This window comes from Bordetella sp. (genome assembly GCF_057362025.1).
In genome coordinates, this window is sequence record NZ_JBMQQZ010000096.1 from 18,844 (window position 1) to 37,583 (window position 18,740).

Sequence of the window (18,740 nt, forward strand, 5' to 3'; positions counted from 1 at the left end):
TTCCGACTAATGCGCGCGCATGGACGCGCGCGCTATATGGAAAAATACCGCGTTTGACGTCCATCCCGCTTCGCATCATGGCTGATCCCCACATCGAAACCGTCTTCGTCCAGGTCCGCGGCAAAGTCCAGGGCGTGGGATTTCGCATGGCCACCGTGCGGCGCGCGCACATGGTCGGCGCGACCGGCTGGGTGCAGAACGTCGGCGACGGCTCGGTAGAAGCCCTGGTCCAAGGCACGCCGGAGCAGGTCGACCAGATGCTGGAATGGCTGGGCCGCGGGCCGCCCGGCGCGACGGTCAGGGAGGTAACTTCCCGCCGCGAATACATCGACAAGCGCTACCGCAACTTTCAGCAACTATAAGGGCGCGCTGGCGCGGCCATCCCCCGTTCGCGCACGGTGCGGCGCAAGGCCGAAACGAATAACTGGGCCGAACGCGACAGCGGTGTATTGTTCGGCAGCAGCATCTGCGCCTTCACCTCCGTGCTGGGCTGGTAGCGCAGGGTGACCACGCCATGATCGCGCGGCGCCCACAGATGGAAAGGATCGATGATGGCGGCCCCGGCCCCGGATCGCGCCAGCGAACACGCCACCGAGGTCAACGTCACCTCCATCGCGATGCGGCGCACCACGCCGGCGCGCCGGAAGCTGTCCTCGATCAGCGCGCCCAGCGGCTGGGTCTTGCCGAAGGAAATCAAGGGATAAGGCGCCAGGTCCGCCGGCGTCACCGACTCGCGCGCAGCCAGCGGACTGTCAGGATGCACCACGCAGACCAGTTCGGCGGCGCAGACGTCGCTCAGGCGACCCTTCACCATGCGGCCGTCCCGATGATGCAGGGGCGACAAGCCCAGGCCGAAATCCACGCGCTCCTGTACGACGTTCTCGAACACGCCCAGGTTGTCCACGGTAAACACCGAAATCTGAATGTGCGGCCAGGTTTTCTGGAATTCCGCGATGGTGGTGGCCAGCAGGTTGTCCGCCAGCGTGGGCACCGACGCGACCTGCACCGTGCCCACCGTCATCTCGCGCATGTCGTCCATCAGGCGGTTGACCCGCTCGATGCTGTCGAAGATGCGGTTCAGCTCGGTCAGGATGACCTGGGTTTCCCGGGTGGCTTGCAGGCGTCCGTGCTTGCGCACGAAAAACGGAAAGCCTGCCTGCGAGGCGCAGTCGCGCAGCATCAGGCTGATGGCGGGCTGCGAAATGCCGAGGGCGGCGGCGGCTTCGGTCACGGAGCCGTGCACGCTGACGGCGCGGATCACCTCCAACTGGCGGACGGTAAGCGACATTCTGTCTCCTCCTGCATAAGGCGGGCTTATGTGGAAATTAGTTCGCCTCAATTGATTTTATCTAGCGGGCTCCCTATTCTGGTCCGCAAAACCAGGCACCGGTGAAAAAAGCGCGAGCTGCGCCGGAAAGCCAAGAAAGGAGACAAGATGGCGAACCCCGTGGGGCGCGGCACATGAATATCGTGTCCGTCGCGTCCGAAGTCGTGTCGCTGCCCTTCGACATGGGCGGTCCTTACCAACGCTTTGCCGGCGCCCTCTGGGACCGGCTGGATATCCTCCTGGTACGCGTGGAAACGGAGGACGGGCTGGTCGGCTGGGGAGAAGCCTTCGGTCATGCCGCCATTCCTTCGACGCGCGCCGCGCTGGATACCATCGTCGCGCCGCTGGTCATCGGCAGGGATGCCGGCGATATCGCGGGGATGACGCGCAGCGTGCTGCACGCGACCCACCTGCTGGGCCGCAACGGCGCCTACGTCTTCGCCTGGTCGGGTATCGAAATCGCCCTGTGGGATCTGCTGGGCAAGCGCAGCGGCCTGCCCGTACACCGGCTGCTGGGGGCGGCGCCCTGCGCCGACCTGCCGGCCTACTCCAGCCTGCTGAACTACAGTGACGACGCGCTGGTCGCCCGCAACACGGCCGCGGCGGCCGAACAAGGCTATCGCCACGTCAAGCTGCACGAGGTCACGCGCAGTTCGGTGCGCGCGGCGCAGGCTGCCGGCGGCGCGAATACGGCCATCATGCTCGACACCAACTGCGCCTGGGACGTCCCCACCGCGCTGGCCATGGCGGACAGCCTGCGCGACGACGGCATGTATTGGCTGGAAGAGCCGGTATGGCCGCCGGAAGACACGCATGGACTGGCGCGTGTGCGGCAGCGCGGCATCCCCATCGCGGCGGGCGAAAACGTCGCCGGTCCGCAAGGCTTCATGCGGCTGCTGGAAGCGGGCGCATTGGATATCGCCCAACCCAGCGTGATCAAGATCGGCGGTATCGGCGAATGCATGCGCGTGGCGACGATGTGCCAGATGCACGGCGTGCAGACCGTACCGCATTCGCCTTACTTCGGCCCGGGCTTCATCGCCACGCTGCATATCGCCGCGGCACTGCCGAACAAGCCGCTGATCGAAGTACTGTGGCTGGACATGGAAGCCAATCCCTTCGATCCGTGGGTGCGGGCGCGCGATGGCCGCGTCGCCGTGCCGCAGGGCCCGGGCCTGGGCTGCGACCCGGATCCCGAAGTGCTGGCGCGCTACCGCGTCGGTGAACGCCACGTCGTCCGGGAGAAGCATGCATGAAGATAGAACGCCTGGAAACCCGCGCGTTTTCGCTGCCGCTGGACAAGCCCATCGAAAGCGCCCTGGGCTCGATACGCGGCTGCGGCGTGGTGCTCGTGTACGCCTACACCGACAACGGTCTCGTTGGCGAGAACCTGGTTTTCACGCTGAACGACCGGCGCACCGGCGTGCTGCGCGCCATGGTGGAGGAGCTGGCGGACCTGGTGGTCGGACGCGATGCCGGCCATATCGCCGGCTTCTGGGCGCGCGCCTGGAAGGACATCAATTTCTTCGGCCACAAGGGCTTGCCGGTGATGGGGATTTCCGCCATCGACGGCGCGCTCTGGGATATCGCCGGCAAGGCCGCGAACATGCCGCTGTACCGCCTGCTGGGCGGCGCGCGCGACCGCATGCCGGCCTACCACAGCGGCGGCCTGTGGCTGGACCGCGATATCGATGCGCTGGCGCGCGAGGCGCAGGACATGGTGGCCCAGGGCTTCAAGGCCGTCAAAATGCGCCTGGGCATGCCGGACCCGCGGCAGGACGCCGAACGCGTGCGCGCCGTGCGGCAGGCCATCGGCCCGGGCATCCGCCTGATGGCCGACGCCAACCAGGGCCTGAACGAGGCCCAGGCGATCCGGCTGGGCCGCATGCTGGAGGAACACGACCTGACGTGGTTCGAGGAACCGCTGCCCGCCTGGGACCTGGAAGGCGTGGCGCGCGTGGCCGCGGCCCTGGACACCCCCATCGCCAGCGGCGAAACCGAATACACGCGCTACGGCTTTCGCGGCATGCTGACGCTGCGCAGCGCCGACGTCCTGATGCCGGACCTGCAGCGATCGGGCGGCGTCAGCGAATTCATGCGCATCGGCCACATGGCGGAAAGCTACGACGTGCCGGTGTCGAGCCATCTGTTTCCCGAAACCAGCATCCAGGTACTGGGCGCGCTGGCCAATGCCATCTACCTCGAATACATGCCCTGGTTCTCGTCGCTCTACCGCGAACGCCTGGAATTCGTCGACGGCGATGCCGTGGTGCCGGAGCGTCCCGGCTGGGGCTTCACCCTGGACCCCCGGCGCATCGCCGAACTGGAAAACGCGCGGCGCTGACAAAGCGCCCCGCCTCGCGCATTTTCTCTGGCCTCTTCAAGGAAAGACCATGTCTTTATCGCGTCGCAATTTCGTCCTGGGAACCACCGGAATACTGGGTGCGTCGGCCATCGGCGCGCCGCGCTTCGCCAGCGCGGCCAGCGAGCCGCTGCGTATAGGCTGGCTGGCCGCGCTGACCGGCCCCAGTTCGGCGCCCGGCGTCGGCTTCGACCGCGGCGTGCGGTTCGCCGCGGACACCTTGAACGCGGCGGGCGGTGTCAAGGGCCGCAAGATCGAGATCGTCACCCGCGACACGCAGGGCGATCCCACCAAGGCGGTGAATGCCACGCAGGAAATGATCAACTCCATCAAGGTGGATGCCATCTGGGGGCCGACCAATTCCGGCGAGTCGCTGGCCGTCACGCCCATCATGGCGCGGGCCCGCACGCCCAATATCCATCCTTGCGTGATCGACAGCCTGATCGACCCCAAGAAGTTTCCCAATGCCTTTCGCATCGCGCCATCCAACGAGCAATGGGACGATGCTACGCGCAACTATTGCCTGAAAGTGCTGAAGGTGAAGAAGGTGGCGGTGATCGGCGACACCACCGGCTACGGCGTCAGCGCGTTGAAGGCCAGCGTGGCGAACTTCAAGCGCGACGGCGCCGACGTCGTCTACAACAACAACATCGACGCCACCCAGCCCGATATGACGCCCGACATGACGCGTGCGCGCAATGCCGGCGCCGAAGTCATCGTCATCTGGAGCGTGTCCACGGGCATGGAAGCGAGGCTGTTCAACGCGCGCGGCGAAATGGGCTGGGACGTGGCTTTCGCCGGCCATCCTTCGATGGCGTCCGGGGAAATCCGCGGCCTGCTGACCAAGCCGCAGAACTGGGACAAGGTCTACGCGGTGGGCTACCGCAGCTGCAGCTACGACGCCAGCGGCAAGCTGCCCCCCCGCTCGCAGGAATTCGTCGACAAGGTGCAGGGCAAGGTAACCCTGGACGACACCCTGTTCTGGTGGGTGACGGCGGGCTACGACGCCGTGCATATGGTGGCCAAGGCCGTGCAGGAAAGCGGGGCATCGGCCAAGGAAATCATCGCCTACTGGAACAGCCTGAACCCCTATCCGGGCTACTTCGGCAACTACAGCTACACACCCGAGCAGCACAACGGCTATCCGACCGCCGACGTGGTCATGTCGGCCGCCAACTCCGCCAGGCATGGCACTTTCGCGCTGGCGCCCGGCTACGCCTGACGCGGAGGACGCACGATGTTCGCTTCCATCATCGCATCCGGCCTGGCGATGGGCGCGGTCTACGCGCTTATCGGCATCACCTACAACACCATGTTCGCCACGTCGCGGGTCATGAGCTTCACCGCGGGGCAGCTGGGCATGCTGGGCGGCGTGCTGGGCTCGCTGTTCATCCTGAAGCTGGGCCTGCCGCCCTGGCTGGGATTCATCGCGACGCTTGCGGGCTGCGCGGTGATGGGCGTGATCACCGAACTGGTCGCGGTGCGGCCGGTCCTCAAGAGCCTGGACCAGCACCTGTACGTGTTGTCCACACTGGCGCTGGCGTTGATGGTGCAGCAGGTCACCGCCATCGGCTGGGGCACGGAACCTCAGCCGTTTCCGCGCCTGTTCGGCCTGGGGTCGGGGGCCACGGACGAGAAGTTCTGGCTGCCGGTCGTCGCCTGCGCGCTGGTGGTGCTGGGCCTGGAGTACCTGTACCGCCGAACACTGGTGGGCATGGCCTTCCTGGCGGTGGCGGAAGACAATTTCGCGGCGCGCGCCCTGGGCCTGCCGGAACGGAGCCTGCGCGTATGGAGCTACGTGCTGGCGGCTGTGATCGGCGGCATCGCCGGATTCGCCAGCGGCCAATTGATGCTGGCTTTCTTCGCCAACGGCACGCTGCTGAATTTCTACGGCTTCGTCCCGGTGGCGCTGGGCGGCCTGGGCAATAACCGCGGCGCCCTGGTCGGCGGGCTGGCGCTGGGCCTGTTCCAGCAGGCCGCCAATTTCACGGTGGGCGGCGTGTTCGCGTCGATCGCGGTCTTCGTGCTGTTCATCGTCGTACTGCTGGCGGTGCCGCAAGGCCTGTTCGGCAGCTCGACCGCGCGGAGGGTCTGATGGCAGCGGACAGCGAATTGCAAAGACAGGTCCACGGCGGCATGACCGCCAGCGCGGTGCGCGGAGAAGGCAATCCCCGGCCCGGCAAACGCGCCGTGGGCGTGCACGGCGCGCCATCTTCCTGGCACAACGCCTGGCCTTTCGTGGTGATCTTCGTACTGGCCGCGTTGCTGCCCTTCGGCGGCAACACCTACTGGACGGTTATCGCCACGCGCGCGGCCATCTACTGGATCCTGGTGTCCGGCCTGAACCTGGTGGTGGGCTACGCCGGACAGCTGGCCATCGGCTATGTGGCCCTGCTGACCCTGGGCGCGTATATCACCAGCGTGCTGGCGGCCGGCAATGTGCTGCCGGCCCTGCCGCCTTTCGCGGCGCTGGCGTGCGCGGGCGTGGGCGGCGGCATCTTCGGCCTGGTCGTCGGCCTGCCGGCGCTGCGGCTGCGCACCTTCTACTTCGCCATGGCGACACTGGGCTTCGCCACCATCGTCACGCAGATCGCGCTGGCCTGGCAGGATGTCACGGGCGGCGGCATCGGCCTCTCCGGCCCGGCGCTGCCGGCGCCCTTCGATAGCGAATCGGGGCTGTACTACCTGTGCCTGGGCATCGCGGGCGCCTGCACGCTGCTGACCGCCAACGTGGCGCACAGCCGCTTCGGGCGAGGCTTGATCGCGGTACGCGACGCCGAAGTCGCGGCCGAGGCCAGCGGCATATCCAAGGTCAGGCTGCTGTCGCTGATCTTCGTGCTCGCCGGGGTGCTGGCGGCGGTGGCCGGCGGCCTGTTCGCCTCGCTGCAGACCTACATCACGCCCGACGCCTTCACCTTCGAGCTCTCTGTCCTGTTTTTCATCTCTATCCTGATCGGCGGGCGCGGCTCCATACTCGGTCCGCTGCTGGGCACGGTGATCCTGACGGTACTACCGGAGATCGCCGCGCCGCTGGCGGCATGGTCCAACTTCCTCTATGCGCTGATGCTGCTGGTCATCGTGCTGGCCGCGCCGGGCGGCATCGCCGCGCTGCTGGACTTCCGCAATCGCCGGCCCTTGCCTGCCGATCGCGCCATCGTGCCCAATCCTGGATTGCTGGGCCGGTTGCTGACGGCGGCGCCGGCGCATGGCGGCATCGCGCTGGAGAACATCGTGCTCAGCTTCGGCGGCGTGCGCGCCATCGATGGACTGACCCTGACCATCGCGCCTGGCCGCATACACGGGCTGATCGGGCCCAACGGCAGCGGCAAGACCACGACGCTGAACGTCATCTCGGGATATTGCACGCCGGAGGCGGGCACGCTGAGCCTGGGCGGGGCACCACTGGCCCTGGGCCGGCCGCTGCTGCGCGCGCCGCGCGGCATTGCCCGCACCTACCAGACGCCGCGCATCATCGGCGAAGCATCCGTACTGCAGAACGTGATGATCGGCGGCACGCTGCAAGGCCACGCGTCCTTCATCGAAACGCTGCTGCACTTGCCGCGCCACGGCCGCGACGAAGCGGCGCTGCGCGACGCGGCGCGCACCGCGCTGCAGATCGTCGGCCTGGGCGCCGTGGCGGATGTGCGCGCCGACCGCCTGCAGCACAGCGAGCTGCGCTTTCTGGAGATCGCCCGCGCGCTGATGCTGCGGCCCGCCTTCCTGCTGCTGGACGAACCGGCGGCCGGCCTGGCCGCCGAGGAGATCCGCCGCCTGGGCGACCTGATCCGCCACATCAGCCGGCAGGGCACGGGCGTCCTGCTGGTCGAGCACCATGCCGACCTGATCTTCGACATCTGCGATCACGTCACCGTACTGAACCTGGGCCGCGTCCTGGCCGACGGCACGCCGACGCAGGTCCGCGAACACAAGGAGGTGGTCAGTGCATACCTTGGCGGATAACGCAGCCACGCCGTTGCTGTCGGTGCACAGCCTGGACGCCGGCTACGGCAAGATCGGCATTCTGCATGGCATCGATCTGGATGTGGCGGCCGGCGAGATCGTGGCCATCCTGGGGCCCAACGGCGCCGGCAAGAGCACGCTGATGCGGGCCATATCCGGCCTGCTGACGCCGGGTGCGGGCAACATCACCTTCGGCGGCGTGGACCTGACCCGCGCCACGCCCCGCGAAGCCGCCCGTGCCGGATTGGTCCACGTCATCGAAGGCCACCGCGTCTTCACCCAACAAAGCGTGATCGACAACCTTATGCTGGCGGGCTACGATGCGCCGCGAGCGGAACGCAAGGCGCGCGTGGAGGAAGCCCTGGCTTTCTTTCCCGAGATCGCGGCCAAGCGCCACGATCGCGCCGGCGCGCTGAGCGGCGGCCAGCAGCAGATGCTGGTGGTCGCGCAGGGCCTGGTCAAGCGGCCCCGCCTGCTTATCCTCGACGAGCCGTCCGCCGGCTTGTCACCCGTCCTGGTCGACCGTGTCCTGACCGTGGCCGGACAACTGCGCGAACGAGGCACGGCCATCGTGCTGGTGGAACAGCTGGTCGAAAAAGCCCTGGCCCTGGCCGATCGCGTCTATGCCCTGGCGCAGGGCCGCATCGTCATGCAGGCCGGCACCCGCGAGCCCGACCTGGCCGCGCGCCTGGAGCGGGCCTATTTTGGAGACCATGACCGTGTGGCAGCCTAGTGAACGCTATCCCGATCCACGCATCGAGGTCATCGATCCGCGCTTTGCCCGCTATGTGATTTTCTCCGCCGCCGTCGAAAAGCTGGGCGACGGCATGCGATGGGCGGAAGGGCCGGTGTGGTTCGGCGACGGGCGCTATCTGCTGGTCAGCGATATCCCGAACAACCGCATCATGCGCTGGGACGAAGCCACCGGCTCGTTCAGCCCTTTCCGCCAGCCGTCGCGCAACGCCAACGGCAATACGCGCGACCTGGAGGGACGCCTGATTACCTGCGAACACGAAGGGCGCCGGGTCACGCGTACGGAGCACGACGGCACCATGACGGTACTTGCCGATAACTACCAGGGAAAGCGGCTGAATTCGCCGAACGACGTGGTGGTCAAATCCGACGGTTCGGTGTGGTTCACCGATCCGCCTTTCGGTATCGGAGGCTGGTACGAGGGGCTGCCGGGCAAGCAGGAGGTGCCGGCGCAGGTTTATCGCTGGGATCCGGACAGCGGGGAACTGTCGGTAGCGATCGAAGGGTCGCACGGTCCCAATGGGCTGTGCTTTTCGCCGGACGAGAAGACCCTGTACCTTGTGCAGTCGCGCGCCACGCCGCATCGCCTGATCACCGCGCACGAGGTCAGCGCGGACGGACGCAGCGTGGAAAACGATGGCCGCGTTGTTATCGATTGCGGGCCGGGGACATCCGACGGCATACGATGCGATGTGGATGGGAATCTGTGGTGCGGCTGGGGCATGGGGTCGGAAGAGTTGGACGGGGTGGCGATATTCGCACCGGACGGGACGCGGTTGGGGCATATCCATCTGCCGGAACGCTGCGCGAATCTATGCTTCGGGGGGGTGCATCGCAATCGGCTTTTCATGGCGGCGGGGAAGTCGCTGTACGCGGTGTATGTGAATACGCAGGGGGCCACGTCGCTGCGTTGACGGTTGCTGTCGGGGCATGTCTTGCTGATGCCGTCCGTCGGGGGTGGTGCCTGTCGGGGCCAGCCCGATCGTCCGTCCCGGCGCGCGGGCGCCGGGCACCGCGTCGCTAATCTCGTCCGGCGGGCGTTGGCTTGCGGTGTGCTTGGCGATGGCATCCGCGCCTCGCCTCCCTTCGATTCCGCTCGCTCGTCCTCAACGGGCTGGCCCCGACAGGCACCACCCCCGCCGGACTCCGGTTTGCCTTATTCACGGGTGCTGCGACGATCTCGGTTCTTGCGCTTCGTCGGTGGCGGTTGCTGCCGTAGGAAGATTGCGCGGCGCACGTCGATCGCCGGCCGCCCAGCGCGGCCAGCGATCGTCTACGCGGTGTGCCATGCCACGGGTGTTTTCGTGCGACGGTATTGCATCCGGAGTGGATGCCGTTGCATGCGTACATCCGCATGAGCCATGGGCGAGATGGCCAACGAGCCGAAAGGGTCAACGATACGCGACATGGGGACCGAGCCGCGACACGGCCCAGGGGCGCGGCTCGGCACTGTCAGGATTGAGGGGTAGCCGTGGCATCCAAGCCTGTCGAGGCGTCAGGACCTTTGTGCCCGCGGCAGCCAGAGCTTGCGGGGTGTCAGGACCGTCGTGTCCGCAGAATCCTGGCCGGTGTCGAGACTGTCAGGATTTCCGTGTCTGCAGTCTCCCGGCGGGACTGTCAGGATTCCTGCGTCTGCGACATTCGAGCACGTCGCATTCCACCGCCGCCCCCATCCCCACCGCCATTCGCATGCAGCCCGCCGCATCCAACTACCGCGTAGGCGCAGCGGGGCCGCGCTGGGCGGCCTCGATGCGACGTGCAATGCAAAATCTTCCAGCGGCAGCACCAGCAACCCACGAAGCGCAAGAACCCAGCTCGTCGCAGCGACCGTAATTAAGGCAAACCGGAGTCCGTCGGGGGTGGTGCCTGTCGGGGCCAGCCCGTTGAGGACGAGCGAGCGGAATCGAAGGGAGGCGAGGCGCGGACGCCATCGCCAAGAACACCGCAAGCCAACGCCCGCCGGACGAGATTAGCGACGCGGTGCCCGGCGCCCGCGCGCCGGGACGGATGATCGGGCTGGCCCCGACAGGCACCACCCCCGACGGACGGCATCAGCAAGACATGCACCGACGGCAACGATCAACGGACGGCATCAGCAAGACACGCACCGACAGCAGCAGCACCCCCGTCAATTCCGCATACCGAAGACAACTACCCGCGCTGAAGAATCCGCGCAAACGCTTGCGCAGTAGGGTTCAGATTATCCGGCCTGCGTGCGCAATACAGATCGACATCGAACGCATTCGGCAACCCCGACAACGGCCGGTACAGCACTGAATTGCGCAGGCCCGCCGCCGACTCCGGCACCAGCGCCATCCCCATGCCGCCCTCGACCAATGCCAACAGCGTCGGCAACACGCTTTCGTAAACAATGCGCGGCCGCACGTTGTGGTCCCGGAACAGCCGCGTCTGCACCGCATTGAAGTAAGAAGACCCCTCACGCTGGAAACCCACCATCGCCTGCCCGTCCAGCTTCGCCATCGGCACCTTCTCCAGCGCGCGATACGCATGATCCGCCGGCATCGCCAGCACCATTTTCTCGCGATGCACCCGCTCGAAAATCAGATCGTGCTCGATGGCGCGAGGCAGGCGACGAAAAATCGCCAGGTCTATCGTCCCCGCCATCAATTTATCCGTAATCCCCCCCGTCAACTCTTCGAACAGCACCAGCTCCACCTCCGGATACTGCGCGCGGTAGCGGGCAATCGCTCCTGGCAACACCCGATAGGCCGCTGTACTCACGAAGCCAACCGCCAGACGGCCCGCGTCGCCGCTGCCGGCCCGCCGCACCGACCGCAGAATCGAATCGTTGTCGTCCACCATGCGCCGCGCGCGGTGCAGCAGTACTTCGCCCGCCTGCGTCAGTCGTACCGACCGCGTCGAACGCGCGAACAACGCGGTGCCTACCTCGGCCTCGAACTGGCGGATCAGCTGGCTCAGCGGCGGCTGGCTGATGTTCAAGCGAATGGCCGCCCGGCCGAAATGCAGCTCCTCGGCCACCACGATGAAGGCGCGCAGCGCACGCGAAAGAAGGGGCATCGTTTTCCCGGATTATTAGGTCGGATTCTGTCTTAATCAGACTTTTATATTGTATTAGACATATCAATCGACGATCCATACAGTACTCAGGCTGGACGACGGCCCACGCAACCCGGGCTGTCGGCGCGACACACCGTGTGGGTCGCTCCGACAGCCCGCGGCCCCGCGCCGATGCCCGCCGCGCAAGGCACCTGGATCGCGCGGCACGGACTGCCCCGGCCGCCACGAATACACCCACGGAACGTTGAAGTGAAACCTTTGAACCAGTTGACCGCCGTGGAGGCGGTCGCCGCCATCGAACGCGGCGAGACAACGCCCACCGCAATCGTCCAGGCCTGCCTGGACCGCATTGCCGAGCGCAATGACCAGATCCAGGCCTTCGTCGCCTGCGACCCGCAGCGGGCCCTGGCCGGCGCGCAACAGGCGCAAGCCATGGCGGCCGGCCCGCTGCGCGGCGTGCCTTTTGCCGCCAAGGATATCTTCGACACTGCCGACTATCCCACCGAGTACGGCTCGCCCATCTACCGCGGCCATCGCCCCGTCACCGACGCTGGCTGCGTGGCGCTGGCCCGGCATCGCGGCGCGGTGCTGATCGGCAAAGTGGCCACCGGCGAATTCGCCACGCAGACGCCCAGCAAGGCGGTGAATCCCTTGCGGGTAACGCACACGCCCGGCGGCTCCTCCAGCGGATCGGGCGCGGCGGTGGGCGATTACATGGTGCCCGTTGCCTTCGGCACGCAGACCACCGGTTCCATCGTGCGGCCCGCCATCTATTGCGGCGCCGTCGGCTACAAGCCCAGCTACGGCCTGATCGCCACCGCCGGCATGAAAGCGCTCAGCCCCTCCCAGGACACCATAGGCGTGATCACGCGCGACGTCGCCGACGCCGCCTTCTTCACGATGGGCCTGCACGGCGCGCGCGACGTCATGTCCGGCAGCGTCCTGCGTCCGCGCATCGGCCTGTGCCTGTCGCGTCAATGGGATTATGCGCATCCCTCCACCATTGCCGCCATCGAGCGCGCGGCCGATACGCTGCAGAAAGCGGGCGCGCGGGTAACGCGCTTCTGGCTGCCGGCCGAATTCGAGGCCCTGGAGGCGACCCAACTGCGGCTGTTCGCCTTCGAGGCGCGCCAGACGCTGGCGCAGGAAAGGCTGAACAGCGAAAGCCTGCTCAGCCCGCGTCTGCAGGCACGCCTGCAAAGCGGCGCCGACATCGGCCTGGACGAGTACACGGGGATGTTGCAGCACGTCGCGCAGATGCGTGCCCGCGCCCGTTCGCTGTTCGACGACTACGACGTGCTGCTGTACCCGGCGGCCGATGGCGAAGCGGAAGCCGGGCACGCCTACTCGGGATCGCCGCGCTACGGCGCGATCTGGACATTGCTGCACATGCCCTGCGTGTCCTTCCCGCTTGAAACCGGCCCGGGCGGCCTGCCACTGGGCGCGCAATTGGTCGGCCAGTACGGGCAGGACAACCGCCTGCTGGCCGCCGCGCGATTTGCCACATCGGTGCTGGGTACCCCGCACCGTCCAACCACCTGACCTCACTTCAACCGCACCGTATCCAGAACAAGGGGAATGACTCATGCATGCGAAGAAACTGCTGGGAAGCCTGATATTGACCGCGCTGGGCGCCGGCGTGGCCCTGTCCGTCCAGGCACAGGAAACGCTGAAAATCGGCGGCATCGGGCCGCTGTCGGGCGGCGGCACCGCCTGGGGCCTGGCCGTGCAGCGCGGCGTGCAAATGGCCATCGACGAAGCCAACGCGCAGGGCGGGCTGAAGATCGGCGGCAAGACGTATAAGCCCGAGCTGGTGATGTACGACGATAAGTACACCGCCACGGGCGGCCGCACCGCCGCCGAACGCCTGGTCAACTACGACAAGGCGAAGTTCATCATCGGCCCCATCGGCACGCCGTCGGCCATGGCGGTGGTGCCCATCACCAACCAGGCCAAGGTCATCGTGCTGTCCGACGGGTACGCGCCCGACATCCTGAAGCAGGGCGGCCAGAACGGCTACAACTTCCGCTCGATGAACAGCAACGTCGAATTCGGCCCCGCAATGGTGAAGTGGCTGAAGGATACCCATCCGACGGTGAAAAAGGTCGCGCTGATCGTCCCCAACGACGCAACCGGACAAGTGGTGATGCCGACGCTGGGCCAGACCTACAAGGACAACGGCTACACCGTGTGGTCGGAAAGCTATGAGCGCGGCTCCAAGGAATTCACGCCGCTGCTGACGCGCATGATGGCGCAGGGCGTGGACATCCTGGACTTGAACCTGAACGCACCCGGCGAAGCGGGGCTGCTGGTCAAGCAGGCCCGCCAGATCGGGTATAAGGGACTGATCTGGCAGGTAGGCGGCCCCGGCATCGACGAGATCAACGACATCGCCGGCCCGTACGCCGAAGGCTTCATGTCCTACGACGTGTTCGACTTCCGCGAGCCCTCGGCGCAGAAGTTCATCGCAACGTACAAGAAGCACTGGGGCGGCGTTATCAACGCACAGACGCCGGGCTGGTACAACTCGGCGAAGATCCTGTTCAAGGCGCTCGAGAACGCCGGCACGGTCACCGACACGGACAAGGTGCGCGGTGCGCTGGAAAGCCTCGGCGGCTACGACGCCGGCATTTACGGCCCGGTGGTATGGGGCGGCCAGAAGGCGTACGGCGTGAACCGCCAGCTGCTGAACAAGTTCTGGATCACGCAGATCAAGGACGGCAAGCCGCAGACCGTCACCACCCTGACGCCCGTCAAGGAATAAGCCTTTTACGTCCGGTCCGGAGCCATCCCGCCGGACGTTCCGCCATCAAGGGGATTGCATGTTTTCCGCACCGGTCCTGACCCAGGTGCTGATCAACGGCCTGAGCCTTAGCGCGATCTATGTCCTGATCGCGCTGGGATTCACGCTGTTGTTCGGCATCATGAAGGTGGTCAACTTCGCCCACGGCAGTTTCGCCATGCTGGGCGGCTATGCGCTGCATTATTACTTCGGCGAATTCAAGCTGCCCTACGTGGCGGCCATCCTGCTGGCGGGACTGACCGTCGCCACCGCCAGCATGGTGCTGGAATGGCTGGTGTTCCGCCGCTTCTACCAGAAGATGTTCCAGAGCATGATCGGCCTGCTCGGCCTGGACATCGCCATCGTCTACGGCAGCGTGCTGGTATGGGACGTCTACGAACGCTCCATTCCGGCCGCGGTGGACGCCATGGTGCCGATCGGCCCCGTCACGATACCGGCCGACAAGCTGATGATCATCGGCATCGCCATCGTGGTGCTGCTGGCGTTCTGGGCCTTCATGAGCCTGAGCCGCTACGGCCTGGCCGTGCGCGCGGCGTCCGAGGACATCGAAATCGCCGAAGCGCAGGGCGTGAACACGCGCCGCATCTATCAGCTGGCGTTCTTCCTTGCGGTGTTCATGACCGCCATCGCCGGCGCGATCTATGCGCAGACCTACGCTCTGTCCCCTTTCATGGGCGACCGCCCCTTGATGGTGGCTTTCATTGTGGTGATCCTGGGCGGGATGGGCAGCATTCCCGGCGCCGCGCTGGGCGGCGTGCTGTTCGGGTTCGGCGAAAGCTTCCTGTCCACCTTCTATGGATCGGCTACGTCCACTTTCGTCTCCTTCGGCGTCGTGATCGCGCTGTTGGTGGTCCGCCCGTGGGGCCTGCTTGGAAAACCGGAACGCTGAGGCCGCCATGTCGAATACTTCCTCGAACACACTTGCCGCGCGCGGTACCGCCACGCACGGCGCCACGCGCGGAACGACGGCGCTGGGCGCCGGCGTGCTGGCGACGGCGGTGCTGGCCATATTGCCGCACGTGGCCGACAACGCCTTCATCCTGGCGATCGGCGCCCTGATCCTGCTGAACGTCATCGGCGCGCTCAGCCTGCACCTGATCATACGCACCGGCCACATCTCGCTGTCGCATGCAGGCTTCATGGGTGTCGGCGCCTATGCCTGCGCGCTATCCGTGCTGAAACTGGGCGTATCGCCCTTCGTCGGCCTGGCCATCGGCGCGCTCGCCTCGGGCCTGCTGGCCTTGCTGGTCGGTCCCATTCTGCTGCGCCTGACCGGCAAGTACTTCGTGCTGGTGACCTTCCTGCTCGGCGAGATCATCCGACTGGTGCTGGTGGAATGGGAAAGCCTGACGGGCGGCTCCAACGGCCTGTCGAACCTGCCGGACCTGCACGCGGGCTGGAGCTCGCCGCTCGCGCAGTACTACATCGCCCTGGTCGCCGCCGTGCTGGTGGCCGCGCTGTGCGTACGTTTGCTGATGTCCGAGACGGGCCGCGCCATCGACGCGGCCCGCGAGGCGCAGCGCCTGACCGAATGCGCGGGCGTGCCGGTGCTGCGGCTGAAGGTCGGCGTCTTCGTGCTCGGCTGCGCGCTGGTGGGACTGCAGGGCGGGCTGCTGGCCTTCTTCATGCATTACATCGATCCCACCACCTTCGGCATGACCGATTCGCTGAACCTGGTCGTAATGAATGTACTGGGCGGCATGTATCACGTGGTCGGGCCCATTATCGGCGCCGCCTTCCTGGTGGCGCTGCCGGAGCTTTTGCGCGGCTACGTGGAAATCCAGCGCATCCTGTTCGGCATCGCGCTGATCGTCGTGATGGCTTCGTTCCCGTCCGGGATGGCCGGCCTGGCCGCCATGCTGCGCGGCCTGCGGCGCGCACGCAAGGAGGCACGGGCATGAACAAACTGCTCGATGTACAGGCCATCGGCCGCAGCTTCGGCGGCCTGAAAGCGGTCGACGGCGTCACCTTCGAAGTCTACGAAGGAGAAATCCTTGGCGTCATCGGTCCCAACGGCGCGGGCAAGACCACGCTGGTAAACCTGATCAGCGGCGTCATCAAGCCCTCGCGCGGCGGCATCGCATTCCGCGGCGAGACGGTGACCGGCATGGCGCCGTCGCGTCTGACCGAGCGCGGGCTGGTGCGCACCTTCCAATCGACCGCCGTCTACGGCGCCCGCACCGTTCATGAAAACATCGTGCGCGGTTCCTACCTGACCCGCTACCCGGGATTTCTTTCGACGCTGTTCGACACGCCGCGCGCGCGCCGCCGGCGCGCCGAATCCGATGCGCAGGTCGAAGAGCTGCTGGACCGCATGGGGCTGCGCGCCGTGGCCGATGCCACCGCCGGCAGCCTGCCCTACGGCGTGCAGAAGATCCTGGGTATCGCCATTGCGCTGGCCGCGCGGCCCACGCTGCTGATGCTGGACGAACCGGTGGCCGGACTCAGCGCCGAGGAAACCGACCAGGTGCGCGACGCCATCCTGCGCGTGCGCGAATCGGGCGTGACCGTGATGGTCATCGACCACAACATGCGCTTCATCGCCGGCCTGTGCGACCGCCTGCTGGTGGTGGCGGCCGGCCAGGAATTGACGCGCGGCAAACCTGAAGACGTGCTGCGCGACCAGCGTGTCGTCGAGGCTTATCTGGGGACTAGGAATGTCACTGCTGGAATTGCGTAATCTGGACGTGCGCTACGGCCGCGTCGCCGGTACGCGCGCGTTGAACCTGAGCATCGGCGAAGCCGAAACCGTGGCGCTGATCGGTTCGAACGGCGCGGGCAAGAGCAGCACGCTGAAGGCCATTACGGGCCTGGTCAACGGCTACGGCGGCGACATCCTCTGGAATGGCAAGAGCATCAAGGGCATGGCGGCGTCGGAGGTCGTCAAGCTGGGGATCGGCTTCTCGCCGGAAGGCCGGCGCGTGTTTCCCTCGCTGTCCGTGCAGGAGAACCTGAAGATGGGCGCCTTCGGCCGCGGCGGCGACCGCCTGGCCGAACGCATGGAGCAGATGTTCGGCTATTTCCCGCGCCTGAAGGAAAGGGCGCGCCAGGCCGCCGGCAGCCTGTCCGGCGGCGAGCAGCAGATGCTGGCCATCGGCAGGGCGCTGATGAGCGGCCCAAAACTGTTCCTGCTGGACGAGCCTTCGCTGGGACTGGCCCCCATCATTGTCGAGCGCATCGGCGACATCCTGCTGGAAATCCAGCAGCGCGAGGGCCTGGCCTTCGTGCTGGCCGAACAGAACGCCAATTGGGCGATGCGCGTGGCCGGGCGCACGGCCATCCTGCAATTGGGCGAAAAAGTATTCGACGATTCGTCCGCCGCGCTGCTCGAAGATCCCAAGGTACAGACCGCGTTCCTGGGCGTATGAGCGGGCGCATGGATCGTCGCGGCTCGCATCCGATCCTTCGGTGCGGCCTTTGGCGGTGACCCTCCTCTGTTGACCTTCATCATCGGATTGATCCCATGCTACTTCCCTATCACGACCGATATCCCTACAGCGCCATCGCACGGCGCCCGGACTACAGCTGGCCCGAAGGCAAGCGCCTGGCGGTTTATCTGGGCCTGAACATCGAGCACTTTGCCTTCGGGACCGGCAAGGGCCATCACCTGGGCACCGAACTGCCGCAGCCCGACGCGCGCGGCTTCGCGTGGCGCGACTACGGCAACCGCGTCGGCGTCTGGCGCCTGCTGGACCTGTTCGACGAACTGGAGTTGCCGGCCGCGCACCTCATGAACACGGTCCTGTTCGACTACTGCCCCGAGGTCCTGGAACCCATCCTGAAGCGGGGCGACGAGATCATCGGCCACGGCCGCACCAACGCCGAAGCCCAGGGCCACCTGTGGCCCGCCGACGAGGCGCGCCTGCTGACCGAGGTGCGCGAGGCCATCAAGACGCACACCGGCCAGGACGTGCGCGGCTGGATGGGCCCGTGGATGTCGCAGAGCGCGCAGACGCCCGAACTGCTGGTGGATACCGGCTACAAGTTCGTGATGGACTGGCCGGCGGACGACCAGCCGGTGTGGATGACCACGCGGTCGGGCCCGCTGATGTCGGTGCCGTATCCGCTGGAGATCAACGACTCGCCGCAGATGCTGGTGCGCCGCCACACCGCCCAGGACTTCGAGCAAATGATCATCGAGCAGTTCGAGGAAATGCTGCTGCAGTCGGAAAAACAGCCGCTGGTCTGCGGCATCGCGCTGCATACCATGATCGTCGGCCAGCCGTACCGCCTGCGCGCGCTGCGCCGGGCGCTGAAGTACATCGTCGAGCATCCGCAGCGGGACAAGGTGTGGTTCACGCGCCCAGGCCAGATCTACGACCACTGCGCGGGGCTCGAGGACGGCGTGATGGTCCGTCCCCAGGACAAGGCTTGATACAGCGGGAGGGCCGGCGCGGCACGGGCAGGCGTCGGCGCTCCTGGGTCATTGCATCGGCCCCGGCCGTAAACCCGCCGTCCGTCGTTGGCACCACGCCACAAAAGTCTTCGCCACACAA

17 protein-coding genes are annotated in these 18,740 nt (G+C 66.5%); 15 read left to right on the forward strand and 2 right to left on the reverse strand.

Annotated elements, in window-relative coordinates; translation table 11 throughout:
* Nucleotides 1-77 precede the first annotated feature (77 nt).
* The gene (locus ACO1P8_RS21480; RefSeq protein ID WP_094839446.1) at nt 78-362 is read left to right on the forward strand and encodes an acylphosphatase; all 285 of its coding nucleotides are present in this window, start codon (nt 78-80) and stop codon (nt 360-362) included.
* Here ACO1P8_RS21480 and ACO1P8_RS21485 read toward each other — a convergent pair.
* Complete coding sequence (locus ACO1P8_RS21485) at nt 350-1,288, reverse strand: LysR substrate-binding domain-containing protein (RefSeq protein WP_486297888.1); 939 nt, start codon at nt 1,286-1,288, stop codon at nt 350-352. The two genes, ACO1P8_RS21480 and ACO1P8_RS21485, sit on opposite strands and share 13 nt — an antisense overlap.
* Nucleotides 1,289-1,461: 173 nt before the next feature.
* Here ACO1P8_RS21485 and ACO1P8_RS21490 point away from each other — a divergent pair, with 173 nt between their 5' ends.
* From ACO1P8_RS21490 to ACO1P8_RS21520, 7 genes are read left to right on the forward strand one after another with little or no spacing between them, the layout of a single operon-like run.
* The gene (locus ACO1P8_RS21490; RefSeq protein WP_486297889.1) at nt 1,462-2,583 is read left to right on the forward strand and encodes a mandelate racemase/muconate lactonizing enzyme family protein; all 1,122 of its coding nucleotides are present in this window, start codon (nt 1,462-1,464) and stop codon (nt 2,581-2,583) included.
* Complete coding sequence (locus ACO1P8_RS21495; RefSeq protein WP_486297890.1) at nt 2,580-3,671, forward strand: mandelate racemase/muconate lactonizing enzyme family protein; 1,092 nt, start codon at nt 2,580-2,582, stop codon at nt 3,669-3,671. Before ACO1P8_RS21490 ends, ACO1P8_RS21495 begins: the two co-directional genes overlap by 4 nt.
* A 49-nt stretch (nt 3,672-3,720) precedes the next feature.
* The gene (locus tag ACO1P8_RS21500) at nt 3,721-4,911 is read left to right on the forward strand and encodes an ABC transporter substrate-binding protein (protein ID WP_486297891.1); all 1,191 of its coding nucleotides are present in this window, start codon (nt 3,721-3,723) and stop codon (nt 4,909-4,911) included.
* Between the two features lie 15 nt (nt 4,912-4,926).
* Nucleotides 4,927-5,784 carry a branched-chain amino acid ABC transporter permease gene (locus ACO1P8_RS21505; RefSeq protein ID WP_486297892.1) on the forward strand — a complete coding sequence of 286 codons (858 nt, stop codon included), beginning with the start codon at nt 4,927-4,929 and terminating at the stop codon, nt 5,782-5,784.
* Nucleotides 5,784-7,649, forward strand: coding sequence for a branched-chain amino acid ABC transporter ATP-binding protein/permease (locus tag ACO1P8_RS21510; protein WP_486297893.1), 1,866 nt, complete (start codon nt 5,784-5,786; stop codon nt 7,647-7,649). The genes ACO1P8_RS21505 and ACO1P8_RS21510 overlap by 1 nt, the downstream gene beginning before the upstream one ends.
* Nucleotides 7,630-8,382 carry an ABC transporter ATP-binding protein gene (locus ACO1P8_RS21515; RefSeq protein ID WP_486297894.1) on the forward strand — a complete coding sequence of 251 codons (753 nt, stop codon included), beginning with the start codon at nt 7,630-7,632 and terminating at the stop codon, nt 8,380-8,382. Before ACO1P8_RS21510 ends, ACO1P8_RS21515 begins: the two co-directional genes overlap by 20 nt.
* Nucleotides 8,363-9,316, forward strand: coding sequence for an SMP-30/gluconolactonase/LRE family protein (locus ACO1P8_RS21520; protein WP_486297895.1), 954 nt, complete (start codon nt 8,363-8,365; stop codon nt 9,314-9,316). The genes ACO1P8_RS21515 and ACO1P8_RS21520 overlap by 20 nt, the downstream gene beginning before the upstream one ends.
* 1,237 nt (nt 9,317-10,553) lie before the next feature.
* Here ACO1P8_RS21520 and ACO1P8_RS21525 read toward each other — a convergent pair.
* Complete coding sequence (locus ACO1P8_RS21525) at nt 10,554-11,441, reverse strand: LysR substrate-binding domain-containing protein (protein WP_486297896.1); 888 nt, start codon at nt 11,439-11,441, stop codon at nt 10,554-10,556.
* Between the two features lie 249 nt (nt 11,442-11,690).
* On the opposite strand from ACO1P8_RS21525, the gene ACO1P8_RS21530 reads away from it, so the two are divergent.
* The 7 genes from ACO1P8_RS21530 (at nt 11,691) to ACO1P8_RS21560 (ending at nt 18,619) form a co-directional block, all read left to right on the forward strand.
* Entirely contained in the window at nt 11,691-12,983 is a 1,293-nt protein-coding gene (locus ACO1P8_RS21530; RefSeq protein ID WP_486297897.1) for an amidase, read from the forward strand.
* 43 nt (nt 12,984-13,026) lie between these two features.
* Complete coding sequence (locus ACO1P8_RS21535; protein WP_486297898.1) at nt 13,027-14,205, forward strand: ABC transporter substrate-binding protein; 1,179 nt, start codon at nt 13,027-13,029, stop codon at nt 14,203-14,205.
* A 58-nt stretch (nt 14,206-14,263) separates the two neighbouring features.
* The gene (locus ACO1P8_RS21540) at nt 14,264-15,133 is read left to right on the forward strand and encodes a branched-chain amino acid ABC transporter permease (protein WP_486297899.1); all 870 of its coding nucleotides are present in this window, start codon (nt 14,264-14,266) and stop codon (nt 15,131-15,133) included.
* Between the two features lie 7 nt (nt 15,134-15,140).
* Entirely contained in the window at nt 15,141-16,145 is a 1,005-nt protein-coding gene (locus ACO1P8_RS21545) for a branched-chain amino acid ABC transporter permease (protein WP_486297900.1), read from the forward strand.
* On the forward strand, nt 16,142-16,924 hold the full coding sequence (locus ACO1P8_RS21550) for an ABC transporter ATP-binding protein (RefSeq protein WP_486297901.1): 783 nt from the start codon (nt 16,142-16,144) through the stop codon (nt 16,922-16,924). Before ACO1P8_RS21545 ends, ACO1P8_RS21550 begins: the two co-directional genes overlap by 4 nt.
* Complete coding sequence (locus ACO1P8_RS21555) at nt 16,902-17,612, forward strand: ABC transporter ATP-binding protein (protein ID WP_486297902.1); 711 nt, start codon at nt 16,902-16,904, stop codon at nt 17,610-17,612. Before ACO1P8_RS21550 ends, ACO1P8_RS21555 begins: the two co-directional genes overlap by 23 nt.
* Nucleotides 17,613-17,707: 95 nt before the next feature.
* Entirely contained in the window at nt 17,708-18,619 is a 912-nt protein-coding gene (locus ACO1P8_RS21560) for a polysaccharide deacetylase family protein (protein WP_486297903.1), read from the forward strand.
* Nucleotides 18,620-18,740 lie beyond the last annotated feature (121 nt).